The following is a 15,989-nucleotide window of genomic DNA, read 5'->3' as shown; positions in this document are numbered from 1 at the left end:
GTACTGGGGGTGCCGTTTCCTCCGTGTTTCCTGAGACGACCTCGTCAGCCAGGGCCGCAGCGGGCTCGGCCCGGCCCGCCGTCGGGGGCCTCACCTAGGCTGACGAGCATGACCAGCGACGCATCGAGCAGCGGAATCCAGACCGACGAACTCGACCCGGCGGTCCGCCCGCAGGACGACCTCTTTCGGCACGTCAACGGTGCCTGGATCGACCGCACCGAGATCCCCGACGACAAGGCGCGCTACGGCTCCTTCTACCTGCTCGCCGAAGAGGCAGAGAAGGCCGTCCGCGAGATCGTGATCGAGTCGCAGTCCGCCGAACCCGGCACCGAGGCCCGCAAGGTCGGCGACCTCTTCACCAGCTTCACCGACGAGGAGCGCATCGAGGCGCTCGGCGCCGCACCCCTCGAACCGCTCCTGGCCGAGGTCGAGAAGGTGACCGACGTGACCTCGTTCACGCGCCTCCTGGGCTCGCTCGAGAAGCAGGGCATGCCGAGCGTCGTGCAGCTCTTCGTCGACAACGACCCGGGCGACCCCGAGCGCTACGTCGTCTTCGTCGAACAGGGCGGCCTCGGCCTGCCCGACGAGTCGTACTACCGCGACGAGAAGTTCGAGTCCGTGCGGACCGCCTACCGGGCGTTCGTCGAGCAGATGCTCGGGCTCGCCGGCCTCGACGACGCCTCGGCCCGCGCCGACCGCGTGATCGAGCTCGAGACCGCCCTCGCCTCGCACCACTGGAGCAACGTCGCCACCCGCGACAGCGACAAGACCTACAACCTGCTGCCCTGGGCCGAGTTCGACGCGCTCGCCGAAGGGGTCGACCTGACGGCCTGGCGTGACGCGGTCGGCGGGCCGGCCGGCGTCTTCGACGAGCTCGTCGTGCGCGAGCCGTCGTTCGTGACCGGGCTGGCCACGTTGCTGACGGACGACCGCGTCGACGCCTGGCGCGACTGGCTGCGCTGGCAGATCGTCCGCTCGACGGCCGCCTACCTGTCGACGCCCTTCGTCGAGGCGAACTTCGGCTTCTACGGTCGCACCCTCACCGGCACCCCTGTGCAGCGCGCCCGGTGGAAGCGCGGCGTCTCGCTCGTCGAGGGTGCCCTCGGCGAGGCCGTCGGCCGCATCTACGTCGAGCGGCACTTCGCACCCGAGGCCAAGACGGCGATGGACGTCCTCGTCGCCCACCTCGTCGAGGCATACCGTCAGAGCATCACGGGCCTCGAGTGGATGACCGACGAGACCCGCGCCCGGGCCCTCGAGAAACTCGAGAAGTTCACGCCCAAGATCGGCTTCCCCTCGACCTGGCGCGACTACTCCGCCCTGTCGATCGACCCCGCCGACCTGGTCGGCAACGTGCGCGCCACCGCGGCCTTCGGCTTCGACCGCGAGCTGGGCAAGATCGGCAAGCCGCTCGACCGCGACGAGTGGTTCATGACGCCGCAGACCATCAACGCGTACTACAACCCGGGCATGAACGAGATCGTCTTCCCCGCGGCGATCCTGCAGTTCCCGTTCTTCGACGAGAACCGCGACGCCGCCGCCAACTACGGGGCCATCGGCGCCGTCATCGGCCACGAGATCGGCCACGGCTTCGACGACCAGGGTTCGAAGTACGACGGCGACGGCAAGCTGACCGACTGGTGGACCCCCGCCGACCGCGAGGCCTTCGAGAAGCTCACCTCGTCGCTCATCGCGCAGTACGACGCCCTCGCCCCGAAGCAGGTGCCCGACCACCACGTCAACGGTGCCCTGACGATCGGCGAGAACATCGGCGACCTCGGCGGGCTCTCGATCGCCTGGAAGGCCTACCTCATCTCGCTCGACGGCGACGAGCCGCCCGTGGTCGACGGCCTGACCGGCGCCGAGCGGTTCTTCCTCAGCTGGGCCCAGGCCTGGCAGATCAAGCTGCGCGACGAAGAGGCGATCCGCCTCATCTCGATCGACCCGCACTCGCCGAACGAGTTCCGCTGCAACCAGATCGTGCGCAACATCGACGAGTTCTACGAGACGTTCGGCGTCACCGAGAGCGACGCGCTGTGGCTGCCGGCCGAGGAGCGCGTCACGATTTGGTAGGTCCGGGGCCCGGGCGCCGCGCCCGACGGGAGAACGCCGACGGCGCCGACCACGAGCCGCGTCACGGCGGCGGTCGCGCGCTCGAGTCGTTCTCGTCGTCGTTCGCGGCCCTGGGCGACCTGGCCCTCGCGGGCGGTCGGGTCTCGGCCTCGGTCGGCGACCTCGACTCGGGCGCCGACCTGCTGAGCGTCGACGAGCACCTGGCTCTGCCGGTCGGGCAGCTCGGTGCCGTCCTGCTGCTGATCGAGGTGTCGGCTCGCATCGAGGACGGCACGCTGCGTCCGCTCGACGAACTCGACCGACCGGGCGACCCCGGCGACCAGGGGCCCGGCGGTCTCTGGCCCTACCTCCGCCGGACGAGCCTCCCGGTGACCGACGCGGCGACGCTCGTCGGAGCATTCCGCGACGCGGCGGCGATCGACGCGCTCATCGGGCGGGTCGGCCTGGCCGCGGTGCGGGCACGGAGCGAGTCACTGGGACTCACGAAGACGGCCCTCCTCGACGTGACGCGGTCGTCGCGTGGCCCCGACGACGCGCCCGCGCTCGCCGTCGGCTCGGCCCACGAGCTGGCCGGTCTGATGGTGTCCCTGGCCCGCGGCGAGGTCGTCGACCGGGCCGTGTCGAACCGGGTGCTCGGCTGGCTGTCGCTGCGTGCCGACACGTCGCTCGTCGCCGCACCGTTCGGTCTCGATCCGCTCGGGCACCGACGTCTCGACCACGACCTCCAGATCGTCCACACGACGGGCGGCGACCCGGGGGTGCGCTCCGAGCTCGGAGTGCTGCGCGGACCGCACCGCAGCGTGGCGTACTGCGTGATCGTCACGTTCGACGACCTGACGCTCGCCCACCGCCTCCGCGCACTCGACGCCCTGCGGGCCGTGGGCACCGACGCGCTCGAGTACGTGCACTGAGCGGCGGGCGTGGCCTGTCGTGTCGTGTCGGGCCGCGCGCGCCGTGCGCGCGGCCGCGCCGCCGAACCGCGCGGCGGCTCAGTCGACCAGGTCGAGCCCTCGCAGGCGTTCGAGCGTCGCGACCCCGGCCGGCGGGCACCGGTCGGCGTCGGCCGAGGTCACCCAGTGAACTGCGCCGACCTCGGCGGCAGGGGCCGGCTCGGGGCTCGTCGCCGCGAGCTCGGCGGCGAAGACCGTCATGGCGACCTGTCGGCCCTCGGGCTCGCCGTGTGCCTGCGTCACGACCGTGAACAGCTCGGCCACGGTCGCCGGGTCGAGTTCGACGCCGACCTCTTCGCGTGATTCTCGGACCAGCGCCTCGGCCGCGGTCTCGCCGGCCTCGAGCTTGCCGCCCGGCAGGTAGAGGACGTCACGACCCCGAGCCGTGACCATCAGCATCCGCCGGTCACGGACGAGGGCGAGCGCGCTGACGACGATGGTGTCCATCAGGCCATCTTCGGGCACGAGCGCGGGGGAGCGGCGCCGCGACGGCGGTCAGCCCGCCGAGGCCTGACGCTCGTCGTCGACCGCGCGCAACGGCGAGGACGAGGAGGCGCGGCGCGCGTCGGTCACGCCGAACAGCGCCTCGAGACCGTCGCGGAACTCGTCGCCGCGACCCTCGCGGGCCAGCTCGCGCGCCCGGACGGAGGGGGTGTGCAGCAGGACGCCGGCAAGGTGTCGCAGGGCCGACTCGGTGCGCTCGGACGAGTCGCCGCGCGACCGCGCGCGCTCGATCTCGGCGTCGAGCAGGCCGAAGACGTGCTTGCGCAGGGCGACGACCGACGGGGTGAGCGACTGCTCGGCGGCGACGGCCTGGAACTCGGCGGCCGCCGACGTGACGAGGGCGCGGGCGTCCTCGGCCGCACTGAGCTGGGGCAGTGGGGCGTGAAGGCTGATGGTCTCGAGGTCGAGCAGCTCGACACCCTCGACGCTCGAGACGAGCGGGTCCACGTTGCGGGGCAGGCCGAGGTCGATCACGAGGCGGCGACCCCCGGGGCGGACGACGTCGCGCGTCACGACCGGCTCGGTGGTCGAGGTGCAGGTGATCAGCACGTCGCTCCAGGCGACGGCGGTGGTGAGGTCGTCGTAGGGCGTCGCGGCGTGCTTGAGGCCGAACCACTCGGCGCGACCCGAACCCGAGTAGACGGCGAGCTGGTCGGCGCCGCGGTCACGGAGCGCCGCGACCGTGGTGGCCGCGTACTGGCCGGTGCCCACGATGAGGACGCGCGCCTCGGACCAGTCGGTCACTCGTGAGGACGCCAGTTCGAGGGCGAGGCGCACGAGTGAACGACCCGCGCCTCCGACGTTCGTCTGGTTCTTGATGCCGCGCGAGGTCTGCGACGCCTTCTGGAAGAGGCGTTCGAGGTCGCGCGAGGTGGTGCCGTCGTGGCGGGCGCGCTCGAGCGACCGGCGCACCTGGCCCGAGATCTCGTCCTCGCCGACGACGACCGACTCGAGGCCCGAGCTGACGGCGAACAGGTGCTCGACGACCTCGTCGCCGGTGATGACCCGCACGCTGTCGCGCAGGTCGTCGGGCTCGACGCCGCTGGCCGTGCTCATGGTCTCGATCGTGGCCTCGACGGCCAGGGCGCTGCCCGCGGTGAGGGGCTCGTCGACGTCGAGGTAGGCCTCGAAACGGTTGCAGGTCGCGAGCACGACCGCGCCGCTGACGAAGTCGCTGCCGTCGACCAGGGTGCCCGCCGCCGAGGGTGCGCCGATGCTCAGCCTCTCGAGGAGGTCGAAGCTGGCGTTCTGGTGGGACGCCGTGAGGCAGATGAGCACTGAGTGATCCTAACTCTGATCGGCGTTTTCGGCTGGGCGTTGACTCGACGTCGAGTGGCCGGGAATGCATCCTGGCAGTTGCAACTTGCAACACGGGTGTCGGCGTCCGCATTCCGGACGGCGGCGCGTACCGCATCGACGAAGGAGAACACCATGACCTCGACCACCAGCATCCAGTGGCAGCTCGTCGCCCGCCCGCACGGCGAGCCCACCCCCGACGACGTCGCCCGGGTCGAGGTGACCCTGCCCGAGCTCGCCGACGGCGAGGTGCGCGTGCAGAACGAGTTCCTCTCGGTCGACCCCTACATGCGCGGTCGCATGAACGACGTGAAGTCGTACATCCCGCCCTTCGCGCTCGGCGAGACCATGACCGGCGGTGCCGTCGGCCGCGTCGTCGAGTCCCGCTCGGACGACCTGTCCGTCGGCACCGTCGTGCTGCACGACCAGGGCTGGCGCGACGTGGCCCAGGGAGGCGCGGCCGCCTTCCGCGCCGTGCAGCCCGTCGACGGCGTGCCGCTGTCGGCGTACCTGGGCGTGCTCGGCCTCACCGGCCTCACGGCGTACGTCGGCCTGACCGAGATCGCCGGCATCCGCGAGGGCGACGTCGTCTTCGTCTCGGGTGCCGCCGGGGCCGTCGGGACCATGGTCGGCCAGATCGCTCGCCTCAAGGGCGCCTCGCGGGTCGTCGGCAGCGCCGGCTCGGCCGAGAAGGTCGAGCTGCTGACCTCGAAGTACGGCTTCGACGCCGCCTTCAACTACCGCGACGGCGACGTCTCCGAGCTGCTCGCCGAGGCCGCGCCCGACGGCATCGACCTCTACTTCGACAACGTCGGCGGCGACCACCTGTCGGCCGCCCTCGCCTCGTTCCGCACCGGCGGCCGTGCCGCGCTCTGCGGCTCGATCGCGAACTACAACTCGACCGGTGCCCCGGTCGGCATCACCGGGATGACGAACATGGTCACCCGCGGCCTCACGATGAAGGGCTTCACCCTCGGCGACTACCGCCACCTCGCACCCGCCTTCCAGGCCGAGATGGGCCCCTGGCTCTCCGCCGGCGACGTGGTCTACGACGAGACCGTCGTCGAGGGCATCGACAACGCGTTCGACGCCTTCACCGGGCTGATGCGCGGTGCCAACGTCGGGAAGATGGTCGTCGCGGTCTCCTGACCCGCGCCTCCTCGGCCGCTCCCGCGTTCGAGGCGACCCGACCGTGAGGGTCTCGCCGGGGCGGGGCCGGCGGCGGGTCGCCTCGACGTGACGTCCAGCGGGCGATGGGACAATCGACCACGTGACCCAGACCTCCGCCCTGCCCGAGCAGCACCCGTTGGCCACCGGCCTCACGACGCGTTCGCCGCTGGTCCGCGCGTTGCGTGGCGACCGGCCCGAGACGCTGCCGGTGTGGTTCATGCGCCAGGCGGGGCGCTCGCTGCCCGAGTACCGCGAGCTGCGCGTCGGCACCAAGATGCTCGACGCCTGCCTCACGCCCGACCTGGCGAGCGAGATCACGCTGCAGCCGGTCCGCCGTCACGGCGTCGACGCGGGCATCTTCTTCAGCGACATCGTCGTGCCGATCAAGCTGGCCGGCGTGGCGGTCGACATCGTCCCGGGTCGCGGGCCGGTGCTCGAGACGCCGATCCGCACGGCGGCCGACGTCGCGGCCCTGCGGCCCGTCGATCCGGAGGCGCTGGCCCCGATCGCCGAGGGCGTCGCCCAGACCGTCGCGCAGCTCGGCAGCACGCCGCTGATCGGGTTCGCCGGTGCGCCCTTCACCCTCGCCGCCTACCTCGTCGAGGGCGGGCCGTCGAAGGACCACATCCGTGCCCGCGCCCTCATGCACAGCGACCCCGAGACCTGGGACGCCCTGCTCACCTGGGCCGCCGACGTGACCGGCGCCTTCCTGCGGGCCCAGGTGCTCGCGGGTGCGAGCGCCGCCCAGTTGTTCGACTCGTGGGTCGGGTCGCTGTCGCTGGCCGACTACACCGCGCACGTCGCCCGCCACTCGGCGCGAGCCCTGTCGCACGTCGCCGACCTCGACGTGCCCCGCATCCACTTCGGCGTGGGCAGCGGCGAGGTGCTGACCGCCATGCGCGACGTCGGCACCGACGCCGTGGGAGTCGACTGGCGCATCCCGCTCGACGAGGCCTCGCGTCGCCTCGGCGGCTCGACCCCGGTGCAGGGCAACATCGACCCCGCCGTGCTCCAGGCGCCCTGGGCGGTGCTCGAGGCGCACGTCCGCGACGTGGTCGAGCGTGGCCGGGCGGCCCCTGCCCACGTGCTCAACCTCGGCCACGGCGTCAGCCCCGACACCGACCCCGACGTGCTCACCCGCATCGTCGAGCTCGCCCACACGCTGTGACCCCGCCCGTCGTCACCCCGGGCGCCGTCATCGACGTCGCCGTGGTGGGCGGCGGCATGGGCGGCATCGTGCTCGCCCGCGACCTGGCCGCCGCCGGGCTGAGCGTCGTCCTGTTCGAGGCGTCCGACCGTCTCGGCGGCGAGGTCTCGCGCCACGTGGTCGCCGGCATCGCGCTCGACGCCGGAGCCGAGAGCTTCGCCACCCGTGGCGGCACGGTCGCCGGCTTCGCCACCGAACTCGGCCTGGGCGACGACATCGTCCTGCCCGATCCCCGTGGCGCCTGGCTGCACGAAGCCGACGGCGAGTCGTTCCCGATCCCGCGCACGGGGTTGCTCGGCATCCCGGGCGACCCGTCCGCCGCCGACGTCCGCGCCGTCGTCGGCGAGGCCGGGGTGATGCGCGCGCTCGGGGACGCCGAGCTGCCCGCCGAGGTCGGGGGCGAAGAAACCACCCTGGGGGGTCTCGTCAGGGCCCGCATGGGTGACGCGGTCGTCGACCGGCTCGTCAGCCCCATCGTCTCGGGCGTCCACTCGCTCCACCCCGACCTCCTCGCCGTCGACCGCGTCGCCCCCGGACTGCGCTCGGCCCTGCAGCGCGAGGGCAGCCTCGCCGCCGCTGTGCTCGGGCTGCGCGCCCTGGCCCCGGCCGGTTCGGCGGTGGCGGGCATCCGCGGCGGCCTCGCCCGCCTGGTCGACCCGATCGTCGCCGACCTCGAGCGGGACGGCGTCGACGTCCGGCTCGGCACCCGCGTCCGGTCGATCGACGAGACGAGCGTCGAGACCGCCGGTGGTGAGCACGTCCGGGCGAGACAGGTCGTGCTGGCCGTGGGGGACCACGAGGCGGTGGCCCTGACGACCCGCGCCTCCTCGGTGCCGCCCGGGGCGATCACCCTCGCGACCCTCGTCGTCGACCGGCCCGAGCTCGACGCGGCGCCCCGGGGCACGGGCGTGCTCGTCGCCCCCGGCTCGACCGGACTCCGCGCCAAGGCCCTCACCCACGCGACCGTCAAGTGGAGCTGGCTGGCCGAGCTGGCCGGGGGACGCCACGTGCTGCGGCTCAGCTTCGACTCGCCCGTCGTCGACCGCGGCACGCCCGACACCGAGGTGCGCGACGCGGCGCTCGCCGACGCCTCGACCCTGCTCGGCGTCGACCTCGCCGAGCATCACCTGGTCGGCTTCGGCCGGGCCACCTGGGACGCCCCGCGCCGGGCCGAGGCGGCGGCCGTCACCCAGCCCGTGGTCGAGGTCGTGCAGGCCGGAGGCGCGGTGGCGGGCCGCGGGCTGGCCGCGATCGTCGCCCACTCGCGTCGTCAGGCCGCCACCCTGGTGGCGGCGCTCTCGTCGCCCCCGTCCCGCGACTGAGGCCTCGGGGTCGGTCGGCTTCGGTCCGGCGCGGGCGTCGGGCAGCCGCCTCGGGCTACATTGGACGGACGTGTGCGGCACATGCCGTCGCGCGTACGACCACGAATGGAGTCCCCCGTGCGAGGCAAACTGATCTTCGTCGCCGGAGCCGCTGTCGGATTCGTGCTCGGCGCCCGCGCCGGCCACGACCGGTACGAGCAGATCACCGAGAGGGCGTCCAAGGTCTGGAACAGCCGGGCCGTGCAGCGCCAGGTCGCCAAGGGCCAGGACTTCGCCGGCGCCAAGACGGCCGACGGCGTCGACGCCGTCGTCACGGGCATCACCCGCGGCATCTCCAAGCTCTTCGGCGGCGGCCGCAAGAAATGACCGACTCGACGCGCAGCGACAAGGTGCGGCACAAGACCAGGCCGCGGTCGCTCTTCGCCCTGGTGCAGGACGTCCCCACGCTGGTCACCGACCTCGTCAAGGGCGAGCTGGCCCTGCTCAAGTACGAGGTCATCGGCACGCTCAAGGCGTTCGGCATCGGTGCGGGGTTCCTGGTCGGTGCGCTGATCTTCGTCTTCGCCATGCTCGGCGTCCTGCTGACCGGCATCGTCCTGCTGCTCGCCATCTGGCTTCCCGGCTGGGCCTCGGCCCTCATCGTCGCCGGCGTGCTGCTGCTCGTCGCCGCCCTGCTGGCGTTCCTCGGGTACAAGTCGATCAAGAAGGGGCTCCCCGCGGTCCCCGAGAAGACCATCGCGAGCCTGAAGGCCGACCTCAAGGCCGTCAAGGGCGTGGGCTCGATCCCCGGCGCCCGCCTCGACGAGCGCTGACGCGCCTCCTCGACCCCCATCCTTCCCGTTCCCGACAGGAGCACCGTGAGCGACAGCACCGACATCCAGGCCCACATCGACCGCACGCGCGCCGAGCTCGCCGCGACGCTCAACGAGCTCGAGGACAAGCTGAACGTGCCCAAGCAGCTGGGCATCGCCGGGCACCGCGCCAAGGCGTCGTTCGACCGCGACAAGACCCCGTGGCTCGCCGCCGCGGGGGCGGGCGCACTGGCCGTCGCGGGCGTGGTCGTCGCGGTCGTCAAGCGCCGCTGAACGGTCGCCGGGCTCGCCCGACGTCTCGTCCCCGACGAGCACCCGGGCCCGTTCGCTCGACCGGGAGCAACCTGGTTGGGCTCCCAGTGTGCCGAGAGGGAGAATGACTGCATGAGTTCCAGCGCCGACGCGGCAGCGCCCGTACTGCCGACGTCCGATTCACCCGCAGCACCCGTCCAGACCGAGCCCGGTGACGACGCGGCGAGCACGCCGCCGCCCGTCGAACGCCTCGGCTACACGCTCTGGGCCGTGCTGCGTCGCGACCCGCAGAACCCCTACGCCCCCGAGCTCGACGACGTCCCGCAGCTCGACGCGGTCGTCGACGCCCTCGCCGGGCTCGGCGTCACCGTGCGCGGCTTCTACGACGTCAGCGCCCTGCGGGCCGACGCCGACATCATGATCTGGCTGCACGGCGAGGTCCCCGAGGCCGTCCAGTCCGCCTACCGGCAACTGTTGCGCACCGACGTGCTCGGCGGCCTGCTGCCCACATGGAACGCCATGGGCATGCACCGCGAGGCCGAGTTCTCGCGCAACCACAGCCCGGCCTTCATGCGCGGCAAGGCGCCCGAGACCTGGCTCACGGTGTACCCGTTCGTGCGCAGCTACGAGTGGTACCTACTGCCCGAGGCCGAGCGCCGTCAGATGCTCGCCGAACACGGCAAGCAGGGTTCCGAGCACCGCGCGGTGCTGACCAACACGGTCGCCAGCTTCTCGCTCGGCGACTACGAGTGGATCCTCGCCCTCGAGGCGCCCGAGCTCGTCCAACTCGTCGACCTCATGCGCGACCTGCGCTACACCGAGGCCCGACGCCACGTCCGCGAAGAGATCCCGTTCTTCACGGGCCGCCGCATCCCTACCACCGACATCATCGAGGTCTTGTCGTGACCGACACCAGCCACATCACCAACGGGCGTCTCGTCCGCAACGCCACCCCCGCCGCCGCCTCGGGGCCCGAGCACGTCTCCGAGCCGACCGACTACGACGCCATCCTGCTGGCCGGCTTCGGCGGGCCCGAGGGGCAGGACGACGTCATCCCGTTCCTGCGCAACGTCACCCGGGGTCGGGGCATCCCCGAAGAACGACTCGAAGAGGTCGCGACCCACTACCGCCACTTCGGCGGCGTCAGCCCGATCAACCAGCACAACCGCGAGCTCAAGGCGGCCCTCGAGGCCGAGCTCGAGCGACGGGGCATCGACCTGCCGGTCATCTGGGGCAACCGCAACTGGCAGCCGTACATGGCCGACGCCGTGCGTGAGGCCGACGAGCGCGGGTTCCGCAAGTTGATCGCGGTCGCGACCAGCGCCTACTCGTCCTACAGCTCGTGCCGCCAGTACCGCGAGGACTTCGCGATGGCGCTCGACGCCACCGGGCTCGAGGCCACCATGCAGATCGACAAGGTGCGCCAGTTCTTCGACCACCCCGGGTTCGTGCAACCGTTCATCGACGGTGTGCGCGACGCGCTCGTCAAGGCTCGCGACGAGAACGAGGGACTCGACCTCTCGACCGAGGTGCAGGTGCTGTTCGCCACGCACTCGATCCCGTCGACCGACGCGGCGAAGAGCGGCCCCGAGGCGCGCGGTTTCGACGCCGACGGCGCCTACGCCGCCCAGCACAAGGCCGTCGCCGAAGTCGTCATGGCCGCGGCCGAGGCCGCACTCGACCTCGACCTGCCCGAGGGTGGCGGCACGACCGTCCCCTGGCAGCTCGTCTACCAGTCGCGCAGCGGCCCTCCCTCGATGCCGTGGCTCGAGCCCGACATCAACGACGCCATCGACGACCTGGCCGGGGGTCCGACCCGCGCCGTGATCATCGTGCCGCTCGGGTTCGTCAGCGACCACATGGAGGTCATGTGGGACCTCGACAACGAGGCGATGGAGACCAGCGAGAAGAACGGTTTCTGGGCGACGCGCACCCCGACGCCGGGCATCGACCCGAACTACGTCACCGGGCTGGTCGACCTCGTGCTCGAGCGTCGTGACGGCGTACCGGCAGAAGACCGTCCGCACGTGACCGACCTCGGGCCCTGGTACGACGTGTGTCGTCCCGGCTGCTGCGAGAACGTGCGACTCGGCTTCAAGCCCGCCGTGTCCGGGCTGGTCCCCTGACCCCGTGGCGACCATCCGCATCGGAACCCGGGGCAGCGCGCTGGCCGTCGCGCAGTCGACCACCGTCGCCGACCGCATCGCGGCTGCGACCGGCAACGACGTCGAACTCGTCCGCATCAAGACCGAGGGTGATCGGTCGCAGGGCACCGGTGAGTCGCTGGCGTCCCTCGGGGGCACCGGCGTGTTCGCCAGTGCCCTGCGCGAGGCGCTCCTCGCGGACGAGTGCGACGCGCTCGTGCACTCCCTCAAAGACCTGCCGACCGCAACGCACCCCGGTCTCGTCATCGGGGCGACTCCCGGTCGCGCGGACGCTCGCGACGCCCTCTGCGCCCGTGACGGGCTGACCCTCGAGGGACTGCCCGAGGGTGCTCGCGTCGGCACGGGGTCGCCGCGCCGTGCCGCCCAGCTGCTCTCGCGACGCCCCGACCTCGAGGTCGTCGACATCCGCGGCAACGTCGACACGCGGCTCGGCCGCGTCGGCGTCGACCTCGACGCGGTCCTGCTCAGCGCGGCCGGGCTCGGCCGGCTGGGACGCCTCGACGCCGCGACCGAACTGCTGGGGCTCGGCTTCTGGCCCAGCGCGCCGGGCCAGGGCTCGTTGGCCGTCGAGGTCCGCGAAGGCGACCCCGACGAGGCGCTCGCTCGCGGTCTGGCCGCCATCGAAGACGAAGAGACCCGTCTCGTGGTGACGGCCGAGCGGGCCGTGCTGGCCGGCCTCGAGGCCGGGTGCGCGGCACCCGTCGGTGCCAGCGCCGTCGTCGACGCCGGGTTGCTGCTGCTCAGCGCGACCGTGTACAGCCCCGACGGCAGCCGGCGCCTCAGCTCGTCGCACGCCGTCTCCCTCGACGACGGCCCGCTCGTCGCGCGCCTCGCCGACGTCCACGAGGTCGCCGGCCGTGTGGTCGACGAACTGCTCGACTCCGGCGCGGCCGAGTTCGCCCCGTTGGGCGGCGGACCGTCCGGCGGTGACCCCCTGGGCAGCGCCTCGTGACCGTCGACAAGCCGCTCAAGGGCGTCCGCGTCCTGGTGCCGCGCGGCGGCAAGTGGGGCGACGGGGTCGCGGCCTCCCTCCGGTCGCGCGGTGCCGCGCCGGTCATCGCCCCCCTCATCAACTTCGCCCCGGCCGAGACGCCCGAGCTGCTCGCCGCCGCCCTTGCCCGCCTCGAGTCCGGCGTCTACGAGTGGCTCGTCGTCACGAGTGCCACGACGGTCGACGTCCTGGTCGGCAACGGAATCCGGCCCCCGGCGTCGACCCGGGTCGCCGCGGTCGGCGAGACCACCGCGGCCGCTCTGAGCCTGGCGGGCATCCGCGTCGACTTCGTCCCCGAGGGCGACAACTCGGCCCGCGGGCTCGTGAAGGAGTGGCCGGCCGACGAGGTCACCGGTCGCGTGCTCGTGCCGCAGTCCGACCTGGCCGAGCCGACGCTCGTCGCCGGGCTGTCGGCCCGCGGGTTCGACGCCGAGTTCGTCTCGGCGTACCGCACGGTCGGCGTGCCCGTCTCGACCGAGGTGCGCGACGGCGTCGCCGACGGCTCGATCGGCGTGCTGCTCGTGACCTCGGGCAGCGTGGCCCGTCAGATCGCCGCCCAGCTGGCGCCCCTGCCGCCGGCGACCCTCGTCGCGTGCATCGGCCCGCGCACCGCCTTCGACGCCCGTGCCGCGGGACTGCCCGTGCACCTGATCGCCGAGACCCGATCGGCGGCCGCCCTCGTCGAGGCCGTGGTGGACCACGCCCTCGACGGCCCGTCCGCCGGAACGACCCCCACCGAGAAGGACTGATGTCTGACTTCCCCCGCGTGCGGCCCCGCCGCCTGCGTGCCACCCCTGCCCTGCGCCGTCTGACGGCCGAGACCCGTCTGCACCCCGCCGATCTCGTCCTGCCGATGTTCGTCCGAGAAGGCATCGACGAGCCGTCCCCGATCTCGTCCATGCCGGGCGTCGTCCACCACAGCCTGTCGAGCCTTCCCCGGGCGATCGAGCAGGCCGCCGAGGCCGGCGTCGGCGGAGTCATGCTCTTCGGCGTGCCCCTCGAGAAGGACGCCGTCGGATCGGGCGCGACCGACCCCGAGGGCATCCTCAACGTGGCCACCCGCGTGGCGGTCGACGCCGCCCAGGGTGCGCTGGTCGTCCAGACCGACCTCTGCCTCGACGAGTTCACCGACCACGGTCACTGCGGCGTGCTCGCCGCCGACGGTTCGGTCGACAACGACGCCACCCTCGTCCGCTACGACGAGATGGCGGTCGTCCAGGCCGAAGCCGGCTCGCAGTTGATCGGCATGAGCGGCATGATGGACGGCCAGATCGGTTCGGCCCGGGACGCGCTCGATGAGGCCGGCTTCGGTGGCACTGCGCTGCTCGCCTACGCCGCCAAGTACGCGTCGGCCTTCTACGGCCCCTTCCGCGAGGCCGTTCAGTCGACCCTCGTCGGCGACCGCCGTACCTACCAGATGGACGCCGCGAACGGGCGCGAGGGCCTCCGCGAGGTCGACCTCGACATCGCCGAGGGTGCCGACGTCGTCATGGTCAAGCCGGCCATGAGCTACCTCGACGTCCTCGCCGAGACCGCCGCGACCAGCACGGTGCCGGTCTGGGCGTACCAGATCAGCGGTGAGTACGCGATGATCCACGCGGCCGCCGCGAACGGCTGGATCGACCTCGACGCCGCGTCCTACGAGAGCGTCCTCTCGATCAAGCGGGCGGGGGCGGACGCGATCCTGACGTACTGGGCCACCGAACTGGCCACGCGCCTCCAGAAAGAGCGGTTCTGATGACCGAGCAGAGCAACGACACCTACTTCACCCGGGCCAAGCGGTCCATCCCGGGCGGCGTCAACTCGCCCGTCCGCGCGTACGGCTCCGTCGGAGGGACGCCACGGTTCCTCGTGGGTGCCAAGGGTGCGTACGTCACCGACGCCGAGGGGCGCGACTACGTCGACCTCGTCGCCTCGTGGGGCCCCGCGATCCTCGGGCACACGCACCCCGAGGTGCTCGAGGCCGTTCAGCAGGCGGCCGCGCGCGGCCTGTCGTTCGGGGCGTCGACCCCGGCCGAGACCGAACTCGCCGAGCTGGTCCGTGAACGCGTCGCCGTCGGCGACCAGCGTCCGATCGGCAAGCTGCGCATGGTGTCCACCGGCACCGAGGCGACCATGACGGCCATCCGTCTCGCCCGCGGCTACACCGGTCGTGACCTGCTCGTGAAGTTCGCCGGGCACTACCACGGTCACTCCGACTCGCTGCTGGCCGAGGCCGGCTCGGGCGTCGCCACGTTGTCGATGCCCGGCTCGGCCGGCATCACGGCCGAGACCGCGGCCCAGACGCTCGTCCTGCCCTACAACGACCTCGACGCCGTGCGCGCGGCCTTCGACGAGCACGGCCCGCGCATCGCGGCCGTCATCGTCGAGGCGGCCGCCGCGAACATGGGTGTGCTCGCGCCGCAGCGCGGCTTCAACCGCAGCCTGTCCGAGATCACGCGACGCCACGGCTCGCTGCTGATCGTCGACGAGGTGCTCACCGGCTTCCGGGTCGGTCGTGCCGGCTGGTGGGGCCTCGAGGCGTCGCAGGTCGTGCCCGACGGCGCCGGGTGGGAGCCCGACCTCATCACCTTCGGCAAGGTCATCGGCGGGGGCATGCCGCTGGCGGCCCTGGGCGGACGCGCCGAGGTGATGGACTTCCTCGCTCCGCTGGGGCCGGTCTACCAGGCGGGCACGCTCAGCGGCAACCCCGTGGCCGTCGCCGCCGGCATCGCCACGCTGAGGCTCGCGACGCCCGAGGTCTACGCCCGGCTCGACACCGTCGCCGACCAGCTGTCCGCCGGCGTCTCGGCCGCCCTGTCCGCCGAGGGAGTCGAGCACAGTGTCCAGCGCGCCGGGTCGCTCTTCTCGTTCGCCTTCACGCCGACGGCCCCGAACGACTACGACGACGTCCGGGCCCAGCAGACCTGGCGCTATCCGCCGTTCTTCCACGCCATGCTCGACGCCGGGGTCAACCTGCCGCCGTCGGTGTTCGAGGCGTGGTTCGTCACGGCGGCCCACGACGACGACGTGGTGTCGCGCATCCTCGACGCCGTACCCGCAGCGGCCAAGGCCGCCGCGGCCGCCCAGGCTCCGCACTAGTCCGCGCGAGCGCGCGCCACGCCTCCGTTCCGGCTCGCCGGGGGCTCGGCCTGCTCTGCGTGCCGGGCTCGCCCTGCCCGTCACTCTGGGCTTGGCCTGCTCCGCCGCACCCCGCCACGATGTAAACAACCCGCCAAGAAATGATGTGGCGGGTTGTTTACATCGT

At 72.5% G+C, this 15,989-nt stretch carries 16 protein-coding genes; 14 read left to right on the top strand and 2 right to left on the bottom strand.

From position 1 onward, the window contains the following. Window positions 1-108: 108 nt before the first annotated feature. Entirely contained in the window at window positions 109-2,073 is a 1,965-nt protein-coding gene (locus tag BIV04_RS15420; RefSeq protein WP_071257407.1) for a M13 family metallopeptidase, read from the top strand. Further along, window positions 2,067-2,984: a serine hydrolase gene (locus BIV04_RS15415; RefSeq protein ID WP_083396525.1), complete on the top strand. Its 918-nt coding sequence runs from the start codon at window positions 2,067-2,069 to the stop codon at window positions 2,982-2,984. Before BIV04_RS15420 ends, BIV04_RS15415 begins: the two co-directional genes overlap by 7 nt. 78 nt (window positions 2,985-3,062) lie before the next feature. On the opposite strand, the gene BIV04_RS15410 is transcribed toward BIV04_RS15415, so the two are convergent. Then, window positions 3,063-3,470, bottom strand: coding sequence for an NUDIX domain-containing protein (locus BIV04_RS15410; protein WP_054147455.1), 408 nt, complete (start codon window positions 3,468-3,470; stop codon window positions 3,063-3,065). 48 nt (window positions 3,471-3,518) lie between these two features. Continuing rightward, a complete protein-coding gene (locus tag BIV04_RS15405) occupies window positions 3,519-4,805 on the bottom strand; it encodes a glutamyl-tRNA reductase (protein WP_071257405.1) in 1,287 nt (428 codons plus the stop codon). Window positions 4,806-4,958: 153 nt separating this feature from the next. Between BIV04_RS15405 and BIV04_RS15400 the strand changes: the two genes are divergently transcribed. The 12 genes from BIV04_RS15400 to hemL all read left to right on the top strand — a co-directional run bounded on the left by BIV04_RS15400 (window position 4,959) and on the right by hemL (window position 15,823). Next, the gene (locus BIV04_RS15400) at window positions 4,959-5,972 is read left to right on the top strand and encodes an NADP-dependent oxidoreductase (protein WP_071257403.1); all 1,014 of its coding nucleotides are present in this window, start codon (window positions 4,959-4,961) and stop codon (window positions 5,970-5,972) included. A gap of 121 nt (window positions 5,973-6,093) precedes the next feature. Further along, complete coding sequence (gene hemE / locus BIV04_RS15395; RefSeq protein ID WP_071257401.1) at window positions 6,094-7,161, top strand: uroporphyrinogen decarboxylase; 1,068 nt, start codon at window positions 6,094-6,096, stop codon at window positions 7,159-7,161. Next, window positions 7,158-8,522, top strand: a complete 1,365-nt coding sequence (locus BIV04_RS15390; protein ID WP_255364325.1) for an NAD(P)/FAD-dependent oxidoreductase — start codon at window positions 7,158-7,160, stop codon at window positions 8,520-8,522. The genes hemE and BIV04_RS15390 overlap by 4 nt, the downstream gene beginning before the upstream one ends. A 117-nt stretch (window positions 8,523-8,639) precedes the next feature. After that, window positions 8,640-8,888: a hypothetical protein gene (locus tag BIV04_RS15385; RefSeq protein ID WP_071257584.1), complete on the top strand. Its 249-nt coding sequence runs from the start codon at window positions 8,640-8,642 to the stop codon at window positions 8,886-8,888. After that, window positions 8,885-9,334 carry a phage holin family protein gene (locus BIV04_RS15380; RefSeq protein ID WP_071257399.1) on the top strand — a complete coding sequence of 150 codons (450 nt, stop codon included), beginning with the start codon at window positions 8,885-8,887 and terminating at the stop codon, window positions 9,332-9,334. Before BIV04_RS15385 ends, BIV04_RS15380 begins: the two co-directional genes overlap by 4 nt. A gap of 45 nt (window positions 9,335-9,379) precedes the next feature. After that, window positions 9,380-9,607, top strand: coding sequence for a DUF3618 domain-containing protein (locus BIV04_RS15375; protein WP_071257396.1), 228 nt, complete (start codon window positions 9,380-9,382; stop codon window positions 9,605-9,607). A gap of 111 nt (window positions 9,608-9,718) precedes the next feature. Then, complete coding sequence (hemQ, locus tag BIV04_RS16905) at window positions 9,719-10,492, top strand: hydrogen peroxide-dependent heme synthase (protein WP_143048739.1); 774 nt, start codon at window positions 9,719-9,721, stop codon at window positions 10,490-10,492. Further along, complete coding sequence (locus BIV04_RS15365) at window positions 10,489-11,712, top strand: ferrochelatase (protein WP_143048738.1); 1,224 nt, start codon at window positions 10,489-10,491, stop codon at window positions 11,710-11,712. The genes hemQ and BIV04_RS15365 overlap by 4 nt, the downstream gene beginning before the upstream one ends. Before the next feature lie 4 nt (window positions 11,713-11,716). Continuing rightward, window positions 11,717-12,703, top strand: coding sequence for a hydroxymethylbilane synthase (hemC, locus tag BIV04_RS15360; protein WP_071257393.1), 987 nt, complete (start codon window positions 11,717-11,719; stop codon window positions 12,701-12,703). Further along, window positions 12,700-13,491: a uroporphyrinogen-III synthase gene (locus tag BIV04_RS15355; protein ID WP_071257391.1), complete on the top strand. Its 792-nt coding sequence runs from the start codon at window positions 12,700-12,702 to the stop codon at window positions 13,489-13,491. The genes hemC and BIV04_RS15355 overlap by 4 nt, the downstream gene beginning before the upstream one ends. Continuing rightward, entirely contained in the window at window positions 13,491-14,480 is a 990-nt protein-coding gene (gene hemB / locus BIV04_RS15350) for a porphobilinogen synthase (protein WP_055975645.1), read from the top strand. The genes BIV04_RS15355 and hemB overlap by 1 nt, the downstream gene beginning before the upstream one ends. Then, complete coding sequence (hemL, locus tag BIV04_RS15345; RefSeq protein WP_055975643.1) at window positions 14,480-15,823, top strand: glutamate-1-semialdehyde 2,1-aminomutase; 1,344 nt, start codon at window positions 14,480-14,482, stop codon at window positions 15,821-15,823. The genes hemB and hemL overlap by 1 nt, the downstream gene beginning before the upstream one ends. Window positions 15,824-15,989 lie beyond the last annotated feature (166 nt).

Origin of the sequence: Frigoribacterium sp. MCBA15_019, from assembly GCF_001864945.1 — a bacterium.
GTDB lineage: Bacteria > Actinomycetota > Actinomycetes > Actinomycetales > Microbacteriaceae > Frigoribacterium.
This window is presented reverse-complemented; position numbering and strand designations above follow the sequence as displayed.